At 46.1% G+C, this 17,925-nt stretch carries 30 protein-coding genes; 24 read left to right on the top strand and 6 right to left on the bottom strand.

All coding sequences use genetic code 11. From position 1 onward, the window contains the following. The first annotated feature begins 10 nt into the window (after positions 1-10). The 22 genes from rplV to rplQ all read left to right on the top strand — a co-directional run bounded on the left by rplV (position 11) and on the right by rplQ (position 10,648). Positions 11-343, top strand: a complete 333-nt coding sequence (gene rplV / locus U9J37_RS12820; protein ID WP_004410462.1) for a 50S ribosomal protein L22 — start codon at positions 11-13, stop codon at positions 341-343. A 19-nt stretch (positions 344-362) separates the two neighbouring features. Beyond that, positions 363-1,061, top strand: coding sequence for a 30S ribosomal protein S3 (gene rpsC / locus U9J37_RS12825; RefSeq protein WP_005471060.1), 699 nt, complete (start codon positions 363-365; stop codon positions 1,059-1,061). An 11-nt stretch (positions 1,062-1,072) separates the two neighbouring features. Next, a complete protein-coding gene (gene rplP / locus U9J37_RS12830; protein ID WP_005379577.1) occupies positions 1,073-1,483 on the top strand; it encodes a 50S ribosomal protein L16 in 411 nt (136 codons plus the stop codon). Further along, positions 1,483-1,674: a 50S ribosomal protein L29 gene (rpmC, locus tag U9J37_RS12835; RefSeq protein WP_004410456.1), complete on the top strand. Its 192-nt coding sequence runs from the start codon at positions 1,483-1,485 to the stop codon at positions 1,672-1,674. The genes rplP and rpmC overlap by 1 nt, the downstream gene beginning before the upstream one ends. Then, positions 1,674-1,928, top strand: a complete 255-nt coding sequence (rpsQ, locus tag U9J37_RS12840; RefSeq protein WP_008072333.1) for a 30S ribosomal protein S17 — start codon at positions 1,674-1,676, stop codon at positions 1,926-1,928. Before rpmC ends, rpsQ begins: the two co-directional genes overlap by 1 nt. A gap of 166 nt (positions 1,929-2,094) precedes the next feature. Beyond that, entirely contained in the window at positions 2,095-2,466 is a 372-nt protein-coding gene (gene rplN, locus U9J37_RS12845) for a 50S ribosomal protein L14 (protein WP_004410450.1), read from the top strand. A 12-nt stretch (positions 2,467-2,478) separates the two neighbouring features. Beyond that, complete coding sequence (gene rplX / locus U9J37_RS12850; RefSeq protein ID WP_005476984.1) at positions 2,479-2,796, top strand: 50S ribosomal protein L24; 318 nt, start codon at positions 2,479-2,481, stop codon at positions 2,794-2,796. 24 nt (positions 2,797-2,820) lie between these two features. Next, complete coding sequence (rplE, locus tag U9J37_RS12855) at positions 2,821-3,360, top strand: 50S ribosomal protein L5 (RefSeq protein WP_038139307.1); 540 nt, start codon at positions 2,821-2,823, stop codon at positions 3,358-3,360. A 17-nt stretch (positions 3,361-3,377) separates the two neighbouring features. Next, positions 3,378-3,683 (top strand): 30S ribosomal protein S14, encoded by a 306-nt coding sequence (gene rpsN / locus U9J37_RS12860; protein WP_004410442.1) that lies wholly within the window; start codon positions 3,378-3,380, stop codon positions 3,681-3,683. A 29-nt stretch (positions 3,684-3,712) separates the two neighbouring features. Beyond that, a complete protein-coding gene (gene rpsH, locus U9J37_RS12865; RefSeq protein ID WP_005476983.1) occupies positions 3,713-4,105 on the top strand; it encodes a 30S ribosomal protein S8 in 393 nt (130 codons plus the stop codon). Positions 4,106-4,117: 12 nt separating this feature from the next. Beyond that, positions 4,118-4,651, top strand: a complete 534-nt coding sequence (gene rplF / locus U9J37_RS12870; RefSeq protein ID WP_005476994.1) for a 50S ribosomal protein L6 — start codon at positions 4,118-4,120, stop codon at positions 4,649-4,651. A 9-nt stretch (positions 4,652-4,660) separates the two neighbouring features. Then, positions 4,661-5,014, top strand: coding sequence for a 50S ribosomal protein L18 (gene rplR, locus U9J37_RS12875; protein WP_004410436.1), 354 nt, complete (start codon positions 4,661-4,663; stop codon positions 5,012-5,014). Positions 5,015-5,028: 14 nt separating this feature from the next. After that, positions 5,029-5,532, top strand: a complete 504-nt coding sequence (rpsE, locus tag U9J37_RS12880) for a 30S ribosomal protein S5 (RefSeq protein WP_004745894.1) — start codon at positions 5,029-5,031, stop codon at positions 5,530-5,532. Between the two features lie 7 nt (positions 5,533-5,539). Then, positions 5,540-5,716: a 50S ribosomal protein L30 gene (gene rpmD / locus U9J37_RS12885; RefSeq protein ID WP_004410429.1), complete on the top strand. Its 177-nt coding sequence runs from the start codon at positions 5,540-5,542 to the stop codon at positions 5,714-5,716. Positions 5,717-5,721: 5 nt separating this feature from the next. Beyond that, positions 5,722-6,156 carry a 50S ribosomal protein L15 gene (rplO, locus tag U9J37_RS12890; RefSeq protein WP_004410426.1) on the top strand — a complete coding sequence of 145 codons (435 nt, stop codon included), beginning with the start codon at positions 5,722-5,724 and terminating at the stop codon, positions 6,154-6,156. 20 nt (positions 6,157-6,176) lie between these two features. Further along, complete coding sequence (secY, locus tag U9J37_RS12895) at positions 6,177-7,511, top strand: preprotein translocase subunit SecY (RefSeq protein ID WP_008072356.1); 1,335 nt, start codon at positions 6,177-6,179, stop codon at positions 7,509-7,511. A 38-nt stretch (positions 7,512-7,549) separates the two neighbouring features. Further along, positions 7,550-7,663: a 50S ribosomal protein L36 gene (gene rpmJ / locus U9J37_RS12900; protein WP_000868186.1), complete on the top strand. Its 114-nt coding sequence runs from the start codon at positions 7,550-7,552 to the stop codon at positions 7,661-7,663. A gap of 148 nt (positions 7,664-7,811) precedes the next feature. Further along, entirely contained in the window at positions 7,812-8,168 is a 357-nt protein-coding gene (rpsM, locus tag U9J37_RS12905) for a 30S ribosomal protein S13 (protein ID WP_005435100.1), read from the top strand. 18 nt (positions 8,169-8,186) lie between these two features. After that, positions 8,187-8,576: a 30S ribosomal protein S11 gene (gene rpsK / locus U9J37_RS12910; RefSeq protein ID WP_001118870.1), complete on the top strand. Its 390-nt coding sequence runs from the start codon at positions 8,187-8,189 to the stop codon at positions 8,574-8,576. Positions 8,577-8,603: 27 nt separating this feature from the next. After that, positions 8,604-9,224 carry a 30S ribosomal protein S4 gene (gene rpsD, locus U9J37_RS12915; protein WP_005477001.1) on the top strand — a complete coding sequence of 207 codons (621 nt, stop codon included), beginning with the start codon at positions 8,604-8,606 and terminating at the stop codon, positions 9,222-9,224. A 24-nt stretch (positions 9,225-9,248) separates the two neighbouring features. Continuing rightward, positions 9,249-10,241 (top strand): DNA-directed RNA polymerase subunit alpha, encoded by a 993-nt coding sequence (locus tag U9J37_RS12920; protein ID WP_004410407.1) that lies wholly within the window; start codon positions 9,249-9,251, stop codon positions 10,239-10,241. A 26-nt stretch (positions 10,242-10,267) separates the two neighbouring features. Next, positions 10,268-10,648, top strand: a complete 381-nt coding sequence (gene rplQ / locus U9J37_RS12925; protein ID WP_005383141.1) for a 50S ribosomal protein L17 — start codon at positions 10,268-10,270, stop codon at positions 10,646-10,648. Between the two features lie 94 nt (positions 10,649-10,742). On the opposite strand, the gene U9J37_RS12930 is transcribed toward rplQ, so the two are convergent. Together U9J37_RS12930 and U9J37_RS12935 are read right to left on the bottom strand one after the other, a co-directional pair. Continuing rightward, positions 10,743-11,237 (bottom strand): DUF2780 domain-containing protein, encoded by a 495-nt coding sequence (locus U9J37_RS12930; RefSeq protein WP_005477004.1) that lies wholly within the window; start codon positions 11,235-11,237, stop codon positions 10,743-10,745. A 114-nt stretch (positions 11,238-11,351) separates the two neighbouring features. After that, positions 11,352-11,972 carry a BamJ family beta-barrel-assembly machinery protein gene (locus tag U9J37_RS12935; protein WP_038139313.1) on the bottom strand — a complete coding sequence of 207 codons (621 nt, stop codon included), beginning with the start codon at positions 11,970-11,972 and terminating at the stop codon, positions 11,352-11,354. A 235-nt stretch (positions 11,973-12,207) separates the two neighbouring features. Between U9J37_RS12935 and U9J37_RS12940 the strand changes: the two genes are divergently transcribed. Further along, complete coding sequence (locus U9J37_RS12940) at positions 12,208-12,771, top strand: LysM-like peptidoglycan-binding domain-containing protein (protein ID WP_322413828.1); 564 nt, start codon at positions 12,208-12,210, stop codon at positions 12,769-12,771. Positions 12,772-12,776: 5 nt separating this feature from the next. Here U9J37_RS12940 and U9J37_RS12945 read toward each other — a convergent pair whose 3' ends face one another. The 4 genes from U9J37_RS12945 to cpdB all read right to left on the bottom strand — a co-directional run bounded on the left by U9J37_RS12945 (position 12,777) and on the right by cpdB (position 16,799). Next, positions 12,777-13,634 (bottom strand): DMT family transporter, encoded by an 858-nt coding sequence (locus U9J37_RS12945; RefSeq protein ID WP_038213033.1) that lies wholly within the window; start codon positions 13,632-13,634, stop codon positions 12,777-12,779. After that, entirely contained in the window at positions 13,635-14,090 is a 456-nt protein-coding gene (locus tag U9J37_RS12950) for a GNAT family N-acetyltransferase (protein WP_005475966.1), read from the bottom strand. A 72-nt stretch (positions 14,091-14,162) separates the two neighbouring features. Next, the gene (locus tag U9J37_RS12955; RefSeq protein WP_005475950.1) at positions 14,163-14,726 is read right to left on the bottom strand and encodes a Crp/Fnr family transcriptional regulator; all 564 of its coding nucleotides are present in this window, start codon (positions 14,724-14,726) and stop codon (positions 14,163-14,165) included. 111 nt (positions 14,727-14,837) lie between these two features. Then, the gene (cpdB, locus tag U9J37_RS12960; protein ID WP_005475956.1) at positions 14,838-16,799 is read right to left on the bottom strand and encodes a 2',3'-cyclic-nucleotide 2'-phosphodiesterase; all 1,962 of its coding nucleotides are present in this window, start codon (positions 16,797-16,799) and stop codon (positions 14,838-14,840) included. A 260-nt stretch (positions 16,800-17,059) separates the two neighbouring features. On the opposite strand from cpdB, the gene cobA reads away from it, so the two are divergent. Beyond that, on the top strand, positions 17,060-17,923 hold the full coding sequence (gene cobA / locus U9J37_RS12965) for a uroporphyrinogen-III C-methyltransferase (RefSeq protein WP_005475951.1): 864 nt from the start codon (positions 17,060-17,062) through the stop codon (positions 17,921-17,923). Positions 17,924-17,925: the final 2 nt, after the last annotated feature.

The raw sequence follows: 17,925 nt of genomic DNA on the forward strand, positions 1-17,925 counted from the left end.
GGAGTAGATGATGGAAGCACTAGCTAAACATAACTTTGCTCGCATTTCGCCTCAGAAAGCTCGCTTAGTTGCGGATCAAATTCGTGGTAAATCTGTAGACCAGGCTCTAGAAATTCTAACGTTCAGCAACAAAAAAGCTGCTGAGCTAATCAAGAAAGTTCTTGAGTCAGCTATCGCTAACGCGGAGCACAACGAAGGCGCAGATATTGACGATCTAAATGTCGCAAAAATCTTCGTAGATGAAGGCCCGATCATGAAGCGTATTATGCCTCGTGCTAAAGGTCGTGCGGATCGTATCTTGAAGCGTTCAAGCCACATCACTGTTGTTGTAGCAGATCGCTAAGAGACTAGGAGAGTAAGCAATGGGTCAAAAAGTACATCCTAATGGTATTCGTCTAGGCATCGTTAAGCCTTGGAATGCTACATGGTTTGCTAACACCAAAGATTTCGCTGACAACCTAGACGGCGACTTCAAGGTACGTCAGTTCCTTACAAGTGAACTGAAAAAAGCGTCACTATCACGCATCGTTATCGAGCGTCCAGCTAAGAGCATCCGTGTGACTATTCACACTGCTCGTCCTGGCGTAGTAATCGGTAAGAAAGGTGAAGACGTAGAAAAACTTCGCGCAGCTGTAGCTAAAATCGCAGGTGTACCAGCGCAAATCAACATCGCTGAAGTACGTAAGCCTGAGCTAGATGCACAGCTTGTAGGTGATAGCATCGCGTCTCAGCTAGAGCGTCGTGTTATGTTCCGTCGTGCTATGAAGCGCGCGGTACAAAACGCAATGCGTCTAGGCGCTAAAGGTATCAAAGTAGAAGTAAGCGGTCGTCTAGGCGGCGCTGAAATTGCACGTTCTGAGTGGTACCGTGAAGGCCGTGTGCCTCTACACACTCTTCGTGCTGACATTGATTACGCAACTTCTTCGGCTCACACTCAATACGGTGTGATCGGCATTAAAGTTTGGATCTTCAAAGGTGAGATTCTAGGCGGTATGCCAGCAGCTAACGCTGTAGAGCCTAAAGGCGACAAGCCTAAGAAGCAGCGTAAAGGCCGTAAGTAAGGAGTCGACAGATGCTACAACCTAAACGTACTAAGTTCCGTAAGGTTCAGACAGGTCGTAACCGTGGTCTAGCTAAGGGTACTGATGTAAGCTTCGGCGAATTCGGTCTTAAAGCTGTTGGCCGTGGTCGTCTAACTGCTCGTCAAATCGAAGCGGCACGTCGTGCAATGACACGTCACGTTAAGCGTCAAGGTAAAATCTGGATTCGTGTATTCCCAGACAAGCCTATCACAGAAAAACCACTAGAAGTTCGTCAAGGTAAGGGTAAAGGTAACGTTGAGTACTGGGTAGCCCAAATCCAACCTGGTAAGGTTATGTACGAAATGGGTGGTGTACCTGAAGAATTGGCACGTGAAGCGTTCCGCCTAGCGGCTCGTAAACTGCCATTCAAGACTACATTTGTAACTAAGCAGGTGATGTGATGAAAGCACAAGATCTACGCGAGAAAAGCGTTGAAGAGCTTAACGCTGAGCTATTGAATTTGCTACGCGAACAGTTCAACTTGCGCATGCAAGCTGCAACTGGTCAGCTACAGCAAACTCATACTCTGAAAGCTGTACGCCGTGATATCGCACGTGTGAAAACTGTTTTGACTGAGAAGGCAGGCGCATAATGAGCGAAGTAAAACGTACTCAACAAGGTCGTGTTGTTAGCGACAAGATGGACAAGTCTATCGTAGTTGCTATCGAGCGCATGGTTAAACACCCAATTTACGGTAAATACGTAAAGCGCACGACTAAAGTACACGCACATGACGAGAACAACGAATGTGGCCTAGGCGACAGCGTTGAAATCGCAGAGTGTCGTCCAATGTCTAAGACTAAGTCTTGGACTTTGGTAAAAGTTCTAGAAAAAGCGAAAGGTTAATCTTTAGCTAATTCTATGAAACTAAACGGCTCCAAAAATATTTTTGGGGCCGTTTATTTTTTGACTACCCAATTGAAAAAAAGGGTGGTACAATTCGCGTCCCTTTTAAAGAGGCAGCCCGACCCGTGAGGGTCTAGTTTTTTTATATATTTAGCGGAGCACTAACATGATCCAAATGCAAAGTATGCTGGACGCAGCTGATAACTCAGGCGCTCGCAGCGTAATGTGTATTAAGGTTCTGGGTGGCTCTCACCGCCGTTATGCACATATCGGTGACGTCATCAAAGTTACTGTTAAGGAAGCAATTCCTCGCGGTAAAGTTAAGAAAGGTGACGTTCTGAAGGCGGTGGTAGTTCGCACCCGTAAAGGCGTACGTCGTCCAGACGGTTCTGTCATTCGCTTCGACCGTAATGCTTGCGTATTGTTGAACGACAACACTGAGCAACCAATCGGTACACGTATCTTTGGTCCTGTGACACGCGAACTTCGTGGCGATAAGTTCATGAAGATCGTTTCACTGGCTCCAGAAGTTCTGTAAGGAGCACGTAAGATGGCAGCTAAAATCCGTCGTAATGACGAAGTAATCGTTCTTGCTGGTAAAGATAAAGGCAAGAAAGGTAAAGTAACTAAGGTTCTAGCAACTGGTAAAGTTATCGTTGAAGGTATCAACCTAGTTAAGAAACACCAAAAACCTGTTCCAGCTCTAGGTATCCAAGGCGGTATCGTTGAGCAGGAAGCAGCTATTGACGTTTCTAACGTGGCGCTTTTCAACGCAGCTACTGGTAAAGCTGACCGTATCGGTTTCCGTTTTGAAGATGGCAAGAAAGTTCGTTTCTTCAAGTCTAACGGCGAAACTGTTTCTAACTAATAGAAAGTAATTTGGAGTTCTACTATGGCGAAACTGCATGATTACTACAAGTCGTCTGTAGTCGCTGAACTGACCAAAGAGTTCAGCTACACAAGCGTCATGCAAGTCCCTAGAATCGAGAAAATCACCCTAAACATGGGTGTTGGTGAAGCAATCAACGATAAGAAACTGCTAGAAAACGCAGCTGCTGATATGGCAACGATCTCTGGTCAAAAGCCACTTATCACTAAAGCTCGCAAATCTGTTGCTGGTTTCAAAATCCGTGAAGGCTACCCTATCGGTTGTAAAGTAACCTTGCGTGGCGAACGTATGTGGGATTTTCTTGAGCGTTTGATTAACATCGCTCTTCCACGAGTACGTGACTTCCGTGGTGTTAGCGCTAAGTCTTTTGACGGACGCGGTAACTACAGCATGGGCGTTCGCGAGCAAATCATCTTCCCGGAAATCGACTTTGATAAAGTTGATAAAGTACGCGGTCTAGACATCACTATTACGACGTCTGCTGGTACTGATGAGGAAGGCCGTGCTCTGCTGGCTGCCTTTAACTTCCCATTCCGTAAGTAAGGTGAAGGGTTACTGTTATGGCTAAAAATTCAATGAAAGCACGTGAAGCAAAACGTGCGAAGCTAGTAGCTAAGTTCGCTGAAAAGCGTGCTGCGCTAAAAGCTATCATCAGCGATGTAAACGCATCTGAAGAAGATCGTTGGAACGCAGTTCTTACACTGCAATCTCTTCCACGTGATTCAAGTGCATCACGTCAGCGCAACCGTTGTAACCAAACTGGTCGTCCACACGGTTACCTACGTAAGTTCGGTCTAAGCCGTATCAAAGTTCGCGAAGCTTGCATGAAAGGCGAGATTCCTGGACTTCGTAAGGCTAGCTGGTAATTGCCACTTAATCATTTGGAGTAAATCATATGAGCATGCAAGATCCGATTTCGGATATGCTGACCCGCGTTCGTAACGGTCAGGCAGCAAACAAAGTTGCTGTTAAAATGCCTTCTTCAAAGCTTAAAGTTGCAATCGCTGCACTACTAAAAGCTGAAGGTTACATCGTTGACTTCGCTGTTGAAGGCGAAGCAAAACCTGAGCTAGAAGTTACTCTTAAGTACTTCCAAGCTAAACCAGTAATCGAGCAACTTAAACGTGTTTCTCGTCCAGGTCTACGTGTTTACAAGAAGAAAGATGAGCTTCCTTCTGTAATGGGTGGTCTTGGTGTTGCTATCGTTTCAACTTCCAAGGGTCTTATGTCAGACCGTGCTGCACGTAAAGCAGGTCTTGGTGGTGAAATCATCGCTTACGTAGCGTAATAGGAGTAGAAAATGTCTCGTGTTGCTAAAGCACCTGTCGCTATTCCAGCTGGCGTAGAGGTGAAACTAAACGGCCAAGAAATCACTGTAAAAGGTGCTAAAGGCGAACTATCTCGCGTTCTTAACGACGCAGTAGTTGTAGCTCAGGAAGAAAACAATCTTACTTTCGGTCCTAAAGAAGGTGTTGTAAACGCATGGGCACAAGCTGGTACAGCTCGCGCTCTAGTTAACAACATGGTTGTTGGCGTTACTGAAGGCTTTACTAAGAAGCTAACTCTTAAAGGTGTTGGTTACCGTGCTGCTATCAAAGGCAACGCTGTAGGTCTAACACTAGGCTTCTCACACCCAGTTGAGCACGAGTTGCCAGCGGGTATTAAAGCTGAGTGTCCAAGCCAAACTGAAATCGTGATCACTGGTTGTGACAAACAACTTGTTGGTCAGGTTGCGGCTGACATTCGTTCTTACCGTGAGCCTGAGCCTTACAAAGGTAAAGGTGTTCGTTACGCAGATGAAAATGTGCGTACTAAAGAAGCTAAGAAGAAGTAAGGTAACACTATGGATAAGAAAGCATCTCGCATCCGTCGTGCTACACGCGCACGTCGTAAGATTGCAGAACTGGGTGCAACTCGCCTAGTAGTACACCGTACTCCTCGTCACGTGTACGCTCAGGTTATTGCAGCTAACGGCTCTGAGGTTATCGCAGCAGCTTCTACTGTAGAAAAAGCGATCCGTGAGCAAGTTAAGAACACTGGTAACATCGATGCAGCTAAAGCAGTAGGTAAAGCTGTTGCTGAGCGCGCTCTTGAAAAAGGCGTAGAATCAGTTGCATTTGATCGTTCTGGTTTCCAATACCACGGTCGAGTAGCGGCGCTAGCAGAATCTGCTCGCGAAGCTGGTCTGAAATTCTAAGGTAGGGTTGGAAGATGGCTAAAGAACAACAAGTTCAAGCGAATGATTTGCAAGAAAAGCTAATCGCAGTTAACCGTGTATCTAAGACGGTTAAAGGTGGTCGAATCATGAGCTTCACTGCACTAACAGTTGTTGGTGACGGTAACGGTCGTGTAGGTTTCGGTTACGGCAAAGCTCGTGAAGTACCTGCAGCGATTCAAAAAGCAATGGAAAAAGCGCGTCGTAACATGACTACGATCGCTCTAAACGAAGGCACTCTTCACCACCCAGTGAAAGGTCGCCACTCGGGCTCTAAAGTTTACATGCAGCCTGCAGCAGAAGGTACGGGTGTTATCGCAGGTGGTGCGATGCGTGCAGTACTAGAAGTTGCTGGTGTACACAACGTACTATCTAAAGCATACGGTTCTACGAACCCTATCAACATCGTTCGTGCAACGATCGATGCACTAGGTAGCATGAAGTCGCCAGAAATGGTTGCTGCTAAACGTGGTCTAACTGTTGAATCTATTTCGGAGTAAGAACACCATGGCAACTATTAAAGTAACTCAAACTAAAAGCTCAATTGGTCGTCTACCTAAGCACAAAGCGTGTCTTAAAGGTCTAGGCCTTCGTAAAATCAACCACACAGTAGAACTTGAAGATACTCCGTGCGTACGCGGTATGATCAACAAGGTATACTACATGGTTAAAGTTGAGGAGTAATCAGAATGCGTTTGAATACTCTATCTCCAGCTGCTGGTGCTAAGACTACTGCTAAACGCGTAGGTCGTGGTATCGGTTCTGGCCTAGGTAAAACTGGTGGCCGTGGCCACAAAGGTCAAAAGTCACGTTCTGGTGGTTCAGTTCGTCCAGGTTTTGAAGGCGGTCAGATGCCTCTGAAACAACGTCTACCTAAATTCGGCTTCACTTCTCGTAAGAGCCTAGTGTCTGCTGAAGTTCGTCTAGCTGAGCTAGCGAAAGTAACAGGTGACGTAGTAGATCTAAACAGCCTTAAAGCTGCTAACGTTATCACTAAGAACATCGAATTCGTAAAAGTTGTTCTATCTGGTGAGATCAACAAAGCAGTGACTGTTAAAGGTCTACGTGTGACTAAAGGCGCTAAAGCTGCAATCGAAGCTGCAGGCGGTAAAATCGAGGAATAATCTCGAGGAACGAGGTACAGATGGCTAAGAAACCAGGACAAGATTTTCGTAGTGCTCAGAGCGGCTTAAGTGAACTAAAGTCGCGCTTATTATTCGTAATTGGTGCACTTTTAGTATTCCGAGCCGGCTCATTTGTGCCGATTCCTGGTATTGACGCTGCTGTACTTGCCGATTTGTTCGAACAGCAAAAAGGTACCATCGTTGAAATGTTTAACATGTTCTCCGGTGGTGCTCTTGAGCGTGCATCTATATTAGCGTTGGGCATCATGCCGTATATTTCGGCATCTATTGTTGTCCAACTGCTAACTGTAGTTCATCCAGCGTTAGCTGAACTCAAAAAAGAGGGTGAAGCAGGCCGTCGTAAGATCAGCCAATATACACGCTACGGCACGCTTGTACTTGCAACATTCCAAGCTATTGGTATTGCAACAGGCTTACCAAACATGGTCGATAATCTGGTTGTTATCAACCAAACCATGTTTACGCTAATTGCTACCGTAAGTTTAGTAACCGGCACCATGTTCCTAATGTGGTTAGGTGAACAAATTACAGAGCGTGGAATTGGTAACGGTATTTCGTTGCTAATTTTTGCAGGTATTGTTGCTGGATTGCCTTCGGCAATCGGTCAAACAATCGAGCAAGCGCGTCAAGGTGAATTGCATGTACTTCTTCTGCTGTTGATTGCTGTACTAGCATTCGCAGTTATTTACTTTGTTGTTTTCATGGAACGTGGTCAACGTCGTATCGTTGTTAACTACGCGAAGCGTCAACAAGGTCGCAAAGTATTTGCTGCGCAAAGCACTCACTTGCCACTTAAAATTAATATGGCAGGTGTTATTCCGGCAATCTTCGCATCAAGCATTATCCTGTTCCCAGGAACACTGGCTCAGTGGTTTGGTCAGAACGGTGAGAGCAGCGCGTTCGGTTGGTTAACTGACGTGTCTTTGGCTCTTAGCCCAGGTCAACCTCTGTATGTAATGCTTTATGCAGCAGCGATTATTTTCTTCTGTTTCTTCTACACGGCGTTGGTATTCAACCCGCGTGAAACAGCAGATAACTTGAAGAAGTCTGGTGCATTCGTACCCGGTATCCGCCCAGGTGAGCAGACAGCTAAGTACATTGATAAAGTAATGACACGTCTAACCCTTGCTGGTGCACTGTACATTACCTTTATCTGTCTGATTCCAGAGTTTATGATGGTCGCGTGGAACGTACGTTTCTACTTCGGCGGTACATCACTACTAATCGTAGTCGTTGTAATCATGGACTTTATGGCACAGGTACAGACTCATATGATGTCCCAACAGTATGATTCTGTGTTGAAGAAAGCGAATCTGAAAGGTTACGGCCGTTAACCCGGCGGTGGCTTCAGTTTCAATTACGGAGTTTAGCAATGAAAGTTCGTGCTTCCGTTAAAAAAATCTGCCGTAACTGTAAAGTTATCAAGCGTAACGGTGTCGTTCGCGTGATTTGCAGTGAGCCAAAGCACAAGCAGCGCCAAGGCTAATCAGCAGAAATTTTTACTTGAAATATAAGGTAGTGTCGAGTATATTCCTCGGCCTACCTTTTGCGTGCAAAAGAAGTAGTATTCCGCAGCGTATCCATAACGGGCTTTGCTGCGGCTAATTCTTTTTAAGAAACACTAGGAGTGAATAATGGCCCGTATAGCAGGCATTAACATTCCTGATCAAAAACATGCTGTGATTGCACTAACGTCAATCTACGGCATCGGTAAAACTCGCTCTCAAGCTATCCTAGCTGAAGTGGGTATTGCTGAAGATGTTAAGATCAGTGAACTAACTGAAGAGCAGATCGATCAACTGCGTGATGGTGTAGCTAAGTACACTGTAGAAGGTGATCTACGTCGTGAAGTATCTATGAACATCAAGCGTCTTATGGACCTTGGCTGTTACCGTGGTCTTCGTCATCGTCGCAGTCTACCACTACGTGGACAGCGTACTAAAACCAATGCTCGCACCCGTAAGGGTCCGCGTAAGCCGATCAAGAAATAATCGGGAAGGTAGAGTACAATGGCTAAACAACCAACTCGCGCTCGTAAGCGCGTACGCAAGCAAGTTGCAGATGGCGTTGCGCACATCCATGCATCTTTCAATAACACAATCGTAACTATTACTGACCGTCAAGGTAACGCTCTAGCATGGGCTACTGCAGGTGGTTCAGGCTTCCGCGGTTCTCGTAAGTCTACTCCGTTCGCTGCACAGGTTGCTGCTGAGCGTTGTGCTGAAATGGCTAAAGAATACGGCCTAAAGAACTTGGAAGTTATGGTTAAGGGTCCTGGTCCAGGTCGTGAATCTACTGTTCGCGCACTGAACGCAGCTGGTTTCCGCATCACAAACATTGTTGATGCTACACCAATCCCTCATAACGGTTGTCGTCCACCTAAGAAACGTCGCGTATAACGTTTTTTAGATTACTGGAGAAAGATCATGGCAAGATATTTGGGTCCTAAGCTGAAGCTTAGCCGTCGCGAAGGTACTGACTTATTCCTTAAGTCTGGTGTACGCGCGATCGATACCAAGTGTAAAATTGATAACGCACCAGGTGTACACGGCGCTCGTCGCGGTCGTCTATCTGAGTATGGCGTTCAGCTTCGTGAGAAGCAAAAAGTTCGTCGTATGTACGGCGTTCTAGAAAAACAATTCCGTAACTACTACAAAGAAGCAGCTCGCCTAAAAGGCAACACTGGTGAAAACCTACTTCAGCTTCTTGAAGGTCGTCTTGATAACGTAGTTTACCGCATGGGCTTTGGTGCAACTCGCGCAGAAGCACGTCAGCTAGTTAGCCACAAAGCTATCCTAGTTAACGGTAAAGTTGTAAACGTTCCTTCTTTCAAAGTTGCGGCTAACGACGTTGTTGCTATCCGCGAGAAAGCTCAAAAGCAATCTCGTATCAAAGCGGCTCTAGAAGTTGCTGAACAACGCGAAAAACCAACTTGGATTGAAGTAGATGGTGGCAAGATGGAAGGTACGTTCAAGCGTCTGCCTGAGCGTTCAGATCTGTCTGCTGACATCAACGAACAACTGATCGTCGAGCTTTACTCTAAGTAAGGTTTAAACTAAAGAGAGGACACAATGCAGGGTTCTGTAACAGAATTTCTTAAGCCACGTCTTGTTGACATCGAACAAGTTAGCACGACACACGCAAAAGTAACTCTTGAGCCATTAGAGCGTGGTTTTGGCCATACTCTTGGTAATGCACTTCGCCGTATTCTTCTATCTTCTATGCCAGGTTGTGCTGTAACAGAAGTAGAAATTGAAGGCGTACTTCATGAGTACAGCACTAAAGAAGGCGTTCAGGAAGATATTCTTGAAATCCTACTTAACCTTAAAGGTTTGGCTGTGCGCGTTGCCGAAGGCAAAGATGAAGTATTCATTACGCTAAACAAATCAGGCTCGGGCCCTGTGGTTGCAGGTGACATCACCCATGATGGTGATGTAGAGATCGCTAACCCAGAACACGTTATTTGTCACCTAACGGATGACAACGCTGAGATCGCTATGCGTATCAAAGTTGAACGTGGTCGCGGTTACGTTCCAGCTTCAGCTCGTATCCATACTGAAGAAGATGAGCGTCCAATTGGTCGCCTACTGGTTGACGCTACGTACAGCCCAGTAGATAAGATTGCTTACTCTGTAGAAGCAGCTCGTGTAGAGCAGCGTACAGATTTAGACAAGCTTGTTATCGACATGGAAACGAACGGTACTCTTGACCCTGAGGAAGCTATCCGTCGCGCAGCTACTATTCTAGCTGAGCAATTGGATGCGTTCGTAGATCTTCGTGATGTACGTGTACCTGAGGAGAAGGAAGAGAAGCCAGAATTCGATCCGATCCTACTGCGTCCTGTAGACGATCTTGAACTAACAGTTCGCTCTGCTAACTGTCTGAAAGCAGAAGCGATTCACTACATCGGTGATCTTGTACAGCGTACTGAGGTTGAGCTACTTAAAACGCCTAACCTTGGTAAAAAATCTCTTACTGAGATTAAAGACGTACTTGCATCACGTGGTCTGTCTCTGGGTATGCGCCTAGAAAACTGGCCACCAGCGTCTATCGCTGAAGATTAATCGATAATAGTTAGAAGGATTAGGTCATGCGCCATCGTAAGAGTGGTCGTCAACTCAACCGCAACAGCTCACATCGTAAAGCGATGTTCAGCAATATGGCTAGCTCTCTAGTACGTCATGAAGTTATCAAGACTACATTGCCAAAAGCAAAAGAGCTACGTCGCGTAGTTGAGCCTTTGATTACACTAGCTAAGACTGACAGTGTTGCTAACCGTCGTCTAGCGTTTGCACGTACTCGTGACAACGAAGTAGTTGCAAAACTATTTAACGAACTAGGTCCACGTTTTGCTGCTCGTCAGGGCGGTTACACTCGTATCCTAAAAGCTGGTTTCCGTGCTGGTGACAAAGCTCCAATGGCTTACATTGAGCTTGTAGATCGCCCAGCTGCTGAAGAAGCTGCTGAGTAATCAGGTTCGTAAGAACGAAAAAGCCGAGCGTCAGCTCGGCTTTTTTGCGTTTGGGTGATAATCAACGCTTGATAAAAAGTGTCGAGAATCGGATTTACTTCCAGATTGCCCCTAGGTTGTCGAGTAAGCTAGAGCTTGCCCCTTGACTTTGCAGAGCGCTTAGAATGATTGGCGTAAAGGTAGAGATCAGTGAAGGATCCATCCCTAAAGCTGAAAATGCACTTTTTACTGTTTCGTTGTTTGCAATCATGGCCGTGAGACCGCTTGATTGTAGTGAATCAAAACCTGGAACAAGACCTGCCAGCTCACTTTTCTCCGAGCTACCCAATGAGTTTTGCGCGAGTGCGAGTAAAGAGCCCATACCACCGATAGCTTGTTCCGATGATACCTTAGCGCTGCTCTGGATTGCTGACACTAAATCTGTATCTGCTGCTCCTTGCTTGGACCAAGTTTGCACTGCTCCCATCAATGCGGCACTGGCAAGTTCACTGTAGCCACTGTTGCTTTTCGTTTGGTCTGTCTTTGATGTCGTTTGGCAGCCCATAAGAGCGAGGCTTGCCAAAGCGGCTATTGCGATTTTCTTATTCATAACTTCTCCTTATTCAATACAACCGAACGCAGCGGTTCGGTTTGTGGTTCAGTATTATTCAAAAAAAACGGCGACACAATGTGCCGCCGTTATTAGATAAGCTAAAAATCCGAATTATAGGATATCTAGTAGCTCAACTTCGAATACTAGAGCCGCGAATGGAGGGATTGCTGCACCAGCGCCACGCTCACCGTATGCTAGATCTTGTGGGATGTATAGTTTCCACTTAGAACCAACAGGCATTAGTTGAAGAGCTTCAACCCAGCCTTTGATTACGCCAGTTACTGGGAACTCAGCAGGTTGACCACGAGAAACAGAGCTGTCGAATACAGTGCCGTCTGTTAGTTCACCGTGGTAGTGTACGCGAACTTGCTTATCAGACGTTGGGATCTCACCAGTACCTTCAGTAAGGATTTCGTACTGTAGACCTGACTCTAGAACCGTTACTTCTGGGCGCAGAGCGTTGTCTTTTAGGAACGCTTCACCGTCAGCAGCTGCTGCTTTTGCCGCTTCTTGACGAGCTGCTTCAGCGCGTTGATGTAGTTCTTGAAGTGCACCGTTGATCTCATCAATTTCGATAGCTGGCATGTCACCCACTAGTGCTGTAGCGATACCTGCAGCGATTGCATCAACGTTAAGACCTTCAAGACCAGAACCTGCTAGTTGCTGACCCATCTGTAGACCGATACCGTAGCTTGCTTTTTGCTCTACAGTCTCAAATTTTACTTCAGACATAGTGTCTCTCTTTGTATGGTTTGTGTTAAAGGGGTTAGGATACCAGGTATAGCGGTATGATGAAATGTTCCCCTTGAGATACTCTTCCTCCAGAGAGAATGTGCGATTTAGATCGACTTTCATTCAATGCACTGCAAAATTTGACTTGTTGATAACTCAGAAGAGTGAAATTTCCTATACTCATGTGCGCTTGGTTTTTATACTTGGAATGAAGCCCGCTTGGAGATGTGACGCGATGAATCGCAGAAAGAAAAAGAAACAACCCTCTGTGAATTATATTGAGCTAATGAAGCAAAAATGGTCATCGATAGATGGGCAGGCGATGAAAGACAAAGTAGCGGCGAGCTGGGCCCTGTTACCCAAGTTGCACCAACGCGCGCTTATGGTTCTTTTACCAATCGTATTACTCTTAATTCTGATACCGTTCCCTGAATCTCAGTCTGAAGTTACGCAGGGAGAACCTCAACGAGTTGAGATAGACATCAATACAACGGGTCTGAGTGAGCAGAAGAATGCTCGTCAACAGCAACTTGCTTCTAGCGATTGGAAAGAATACCAAGTGAAAAGTGGCGACACATTGGCTCAGGTTTTTCGGAGTAACAATTTAGCCATGTCTGATCTCAATGCATTGGTGAAAGTGGAAGGTTCGGATAAGCCACTCAGTTACATCAAGCAAGGGCAGCTCGTGCGCTTTAAGTTGACGGAAGAAGGGCAATTAGACATCCTCCAACTGGAGAAAAAAGATCAGTCGGTGATGTTTTTCCGCCTCTCTGATGGAGGCTTTGGACGCAGTAAATAAGGCAATTATGCTCCTTTTGCCGCTGGCCTGAATCTGAGAGACCTCCAAGGGATCAGCGGCACAACGATCATCAATATTCCGACTAGGGTTAACCAATCGGGTACTTCCGAAAACCACACCACACCGAACAAAGTCACAAATACCAATCCTGAGTTTTCTGCTATCGCAATATTGCCCGCCGGCGCTCGTTTGTAGGCTGCAACAGCCAGTCCATTGTAAGAGAGTATTAACCCTGCACTTGCCAATATTAGCAGCAAGGAAGTGTTGCTGATGGGTTGCCAGTAGATCGCGCAAAGAATGGCTGACATTGGTAGTGACAGCAATGATGTCCAATATAGTGTCGTGACGACTGTTTGCTCTTTTGGTAATCGCCTCGCGGTGATGTTGAACAACGCCAGCGTCATTGCGGTCCCAAGAGCAAAGAGCGCAGCCCAGTGAAATTCCGAGGGGCGCAACACGACCAATACTCCGACGAAACCGAATAAGCTTGCGAGAATTTTCCCCAGAGATGGGGTCTCCTTTAGTAACATCACTGAAAGAGGCAGCATCAAAAGAGGCGCGGCGTAGAAAACCGCATTTGCGGTTGCAAGGGGGAGATGAGTAATTGCGATGACCATACACCCACTGCCCATTAAGATTAAGTGGGCTCGCAGCAACTGAAGCTTCCAAGAGATAAGTGCTCTTTCTTTTTTAGGTTGGCGATGCCATAAAGGCCATATCAGTAGCAATGAAAATAGTTGACGAATAAAGACATACTGGAAGGTGGGGACGTCACCATCAAGCAGTTTTACGGCGATATCAGACACTGAGGCTGCAAAGTTGCCCAGTACGAGTAACAAGATGGCAAGGTGATGCGCGGACATTTATTCCTTGCTCAATTTCATATCGATATGAGGAATGTCGTCTTCCAAATACATGGGAGACGTTTGAACAAATCCATGTTTCTCGTAAAACTTAGCTAAGTGCTCTTGGGCGCCAATCTCAATAGACTGCTCTGGCCACAGTTGTTGGCAGGCGGAAAGTGCTTGCTGCAACAATTGATGGCCAAGCCCACTTCCTCGCTCATTTTCTTTCGTTGCGACACGACCAATACTCGCGGATGGGTAACTGATTCCGGGAGGGAGCAATCGAGCGCACGCAACTAACTGGTCTTCGCGGTAGCCCAATAGATGATGTACACCCCTTTGATGATCTTTGTCGTCTAGTTCAGGGTAAGGGCATGTTTGTTCAACGACAAACACGTCAACGCGTAGCTTGAGTAGTTGATAAAGCTGAGTGGTTGAAAGCTGTTCAAAAGTGAGTTGTTGCCAGGTAATCATAGTTGTCCTTTTCACTAAGTGCTGAATCATGACGACACTAACGGTCTTGCTTTATTGCGGCATTAACCATTGTTAATTTTGCATACGTTTTTTAATGCGGCTGAGGCTAATGGGCGTAATACCTAAGTATGCAGCCACTTGGTAGTCGTTAAGGCGCTCATGCAAGTTTGGAAAGTGCTCACAGAACAGGGCATAACGGTCTTCAGGCGAATAGAGCAACATAAATCGCTCTTTGTTTTCCTTATGCATGAGTTGCGTTTCGAGCAATTTGAGATAGATACCGTGTTTTTGCTCTCGCCAATTTCGCAATGTCTCTATCGGTAGTGAAACGAGGGAGCAAGGTGTCAGAGATTCGAGCAGGTAAGACGAAGGCTGCTGTTTGATTAGGCCCTCGAATCCAATGATCCAGTCGTTTTCCCAGTAAAACTCTTTGCTGAACTCTTTGCCTTTCTCTGTGAGATAGGCGGAGTGGCAAATACCCTCTAGCAAAAAGTAAATCTCCTGAGCCACTTCTCCTTGATGGAGCAGAATGTGGCGTGTTGGTAGTTCTATCCATTTTGCAGACTGGCACAGCTGCTCTGTTTCGTCTGTGTTAAAGCCATGAGAGATGAGTTGCTGTTTAAAAACGTCGATCATAGAACTGGGTATAGGTGGTTAACAGTGTCAAAGAGTGTAACTGATTTCACGAAAATGCCGAGCAACAAAAAAGCCGCGAACTTGGTCGCGGCTAGAATTGTGATAACTGAGTTACTTCTGCAGGTCGATTTGGTAAACCGCAAAGCCAACATCGTCGGTTGCGACACGCTTCATTGGGTATTGGCCTTTTTCTTCAATGAATTTCGCCGCTTTTTCACTTGGAGATGTTTCGAAGCGAATATCCAGCTGCTTGTCTGATTTGATTGGTGCAAATGACCAGTTGTTGTCTGCGCTCGGAGTAAATTGGCCTTTCTCATTGCTCACACGAGTAATGTAAGACGCAATGACAGAGCGGTTTTCGTCTGGAGAATCAAATGCAACAAACTCAGAACCCGTACCCGGGAACTTATTGCTGTATGCACGGTAGTTGTTGGTCGCGATGATGAAGTCCTGCTTCATATCAATCGGCTTACCTTGGTAAGTTAGGTTAACAATACGTTCGGCACCGTCATTCACTAGCTTACAATCACCGTCGTACTTGGCTGGTGTTGTCACATCAATTTGATAGTTCAGACCGTCAATGACATCGAAGTTGTAAGTTCGGAAACCATCCCAGTCGATCAGGCTTTGTGGAGCGGTACTGTTAACGTCAATTTGCTTGAACTGACCTGCTGTACATTCCAGCCACTCTTTGACTTCTTTACCCGTCACTTTCATTGCGACTAGCGTGTTCGGGTATAAGTAAAGATCGGCGGCATTACGAAAAGTCAGCTGACCTGATTCAACTTCAGTAAAGTTTGCAGGGTCGTTCTTACGGCCGCCCGCTTTAAATGGTGCGGCGGCAGAAAGGACTGGAATATCTGCAAGATCAGGGTCACCTTGGATAAAGCGCTCGACATAATCTTTTTGCGCTAGGTTGACGATCTGTACCGTTGGGTCATCTTGGACAAGCGCCAAGAAGCTGTACATGACGTCGTTTGCTTTACCAATTGGTTGGTTCACGAAATCACGCGTACCTTTGTGGTCTGCTTCAAGCGCTTTCACCATCTCAGCGTCCGCTTCAGCTAAAGATTTCTTCGTTTTCTTGTCGTAGATAGGGCGAGCCTCAGTTTGCCCTTTCACTACCGTCCACTTGCCATCTTTTTCTTTTAGCTCAAGGTCAATAACACCAACGTGGCTACCCCAACGACCTGGCATTACAGCCGCAACGCCGTTAATGGTGCCATTTTGGTTGTCTACGCCAGGGATATTATCGAACCCTTTTCCTGGGAATACCGCGTGTGAGTGACCAAAGGCAATCGCATCAATGCCTTCTACCTGAGATAAGTAGTAGGTCGAGTTTTCTGCACCCACTTTATGTGGATCGGAAGAGACACCAGAGTGAGGGATAGCAACGATAACGTCAGCGCCTTCCGCTTTCATTTGAGGAACTAGCTCTTCAGCCGTCTCTTTGATGTCTTTGGCGAACACTTTACCTTCTAGGTTTTTCTTGTCCCAGACCATGATTTGTGGCGGAACAAAGCCGATATAACCGACTTTAATTTCGTGTTCCACACCTTCCACATCTTTAAAGCTGTGCGATTTGATGATGTATGGCTTGAAGTAGTGTTTTCCGGTTTTCTTGTCAAAAACGTTGGCGCTTACGTACGGGAAGTCGGCGTCATTGATGGTTTCTGCTAAGAACTCCAAACCATAGTTGAACTCATGGTTACCAATGTTGCCCACATCATAGTTGAGTTGGTTCATGGCTTTGTATACCGGGTGGACTTCGCCCGCTTCAATACCTTTAGAGGCCATGTAGTCACCCATTGGGCTACCTTGGATCAGGTCTCCGTTGTCGACTAAAACACTGTTTTCCACTTCTGCACGGGCTTGTTTAACCAAAGTAGCAGTACGCGTTAAACCAATTTTTTGTGATGGTTTGTCTTTGTAGTAGTCGTAGTCCATGACATTGGTATGAATATCCGTGGTTTCTACGATGCGTAATTTGATTGTTTCTGCCATAGCTGGACCTGCCATGGTCAGCATTCCACCTAAAACAGCAATTGAAAGGGGTTTCACTGCTACTTTCATTTTTAAGCTCCGATAGCGTTAGTTGGGATCGTGCTTAATGTAACAAAATGAAATGAAACAATGATTTCAAACTCTAGTAATTTGTGATGTTACGCGGGCGCTTTATGGTGTTCTGCTGACAATCTCTCAAAATTGCTCAAACAACAACCGATGTCGAATCTCTCCTTATCAGTTATTGATATAAAAAATGAAATTTTAGAATTTCAGGTAATATGTATTGGCGGCCATAATGCCATCATCAATTAGGAAAGGATGTCACGATGGCGAGCAAGGATACAGTTTCTCAATTTCCGCGAAGTAACCGACAGACTTCGCGAACAGAACAAGCAAACCTCAATACGATTGGTCAGAGTGTTCTTGCTCAAGGAGAAGTGGCGTTAGTGGGCTCTGGGCCTGGTGATGTCGAGTTACTGACTCTGAAAGCCATTCGTTTCCTGCAGCAAGCTGATGTCGTTTTATATGACTACCTTGTCTCGGATGAAATCATGGCCTTAGTGCCAAGTGATACGATTTTGGTCTGTGTCGGTAAGCGCGCCGGTCATCACAGTGTTCCGCAAGAAAAAACCAACCAGCTGCTCGTCGATTTCGCAAAGCAAGGGCATCGCGTAGTTCGGATTAAAGGTGGCGATCCATTCATCTTTGGTCGCGGAGGAGAAGAGCTGGAAGTGCTTGCTGATGCGGGCATCTCTTTCCAAGTTATCCCAGGTATTACTGCCGCAGCAGGTGCGACCGCTTATGCCGGTATTCCATTGACTCATCGAGACTACGCTCAGTCAGCGATGTTTATTACTGGTCACCTAAAAGCAGAAAGCGATCAGATGGATTGGTCGACCCTTGCACGAGGTAATCAAACCTTGGTGATTTACATGGGGTTAATGAAGTCTGACTACATTGAAAGTCAGCTGATTGAACAAGGTCGCTCCCCTGAAACGCCCATCGCAATCATTGAACGTGGCACTCAGGCAACCCAAAAAATATTCAAAGGTCAGCTAGCTCAACTGGCTGAACTTGCGAAAGACGCGCAATCACCGTCTCTCATCGTCATTGGTGAAGTGGTGTCTCTGTCAGACAAACTGGCGTGGTTCAATCCACAGCCTGTCGTGCAGCAACGCCAATTCGCATAACT

Origin of the sequence: Vibrio sp. 16 (assembly GCF_963681195.1) — a bacterium.
GTDB lineage: Bacteria > Pseudomonadota > Gammaproteobacteria > Enterobacterales > Vibrionaceae > Vibrio > Vibrio sinaloensis_D.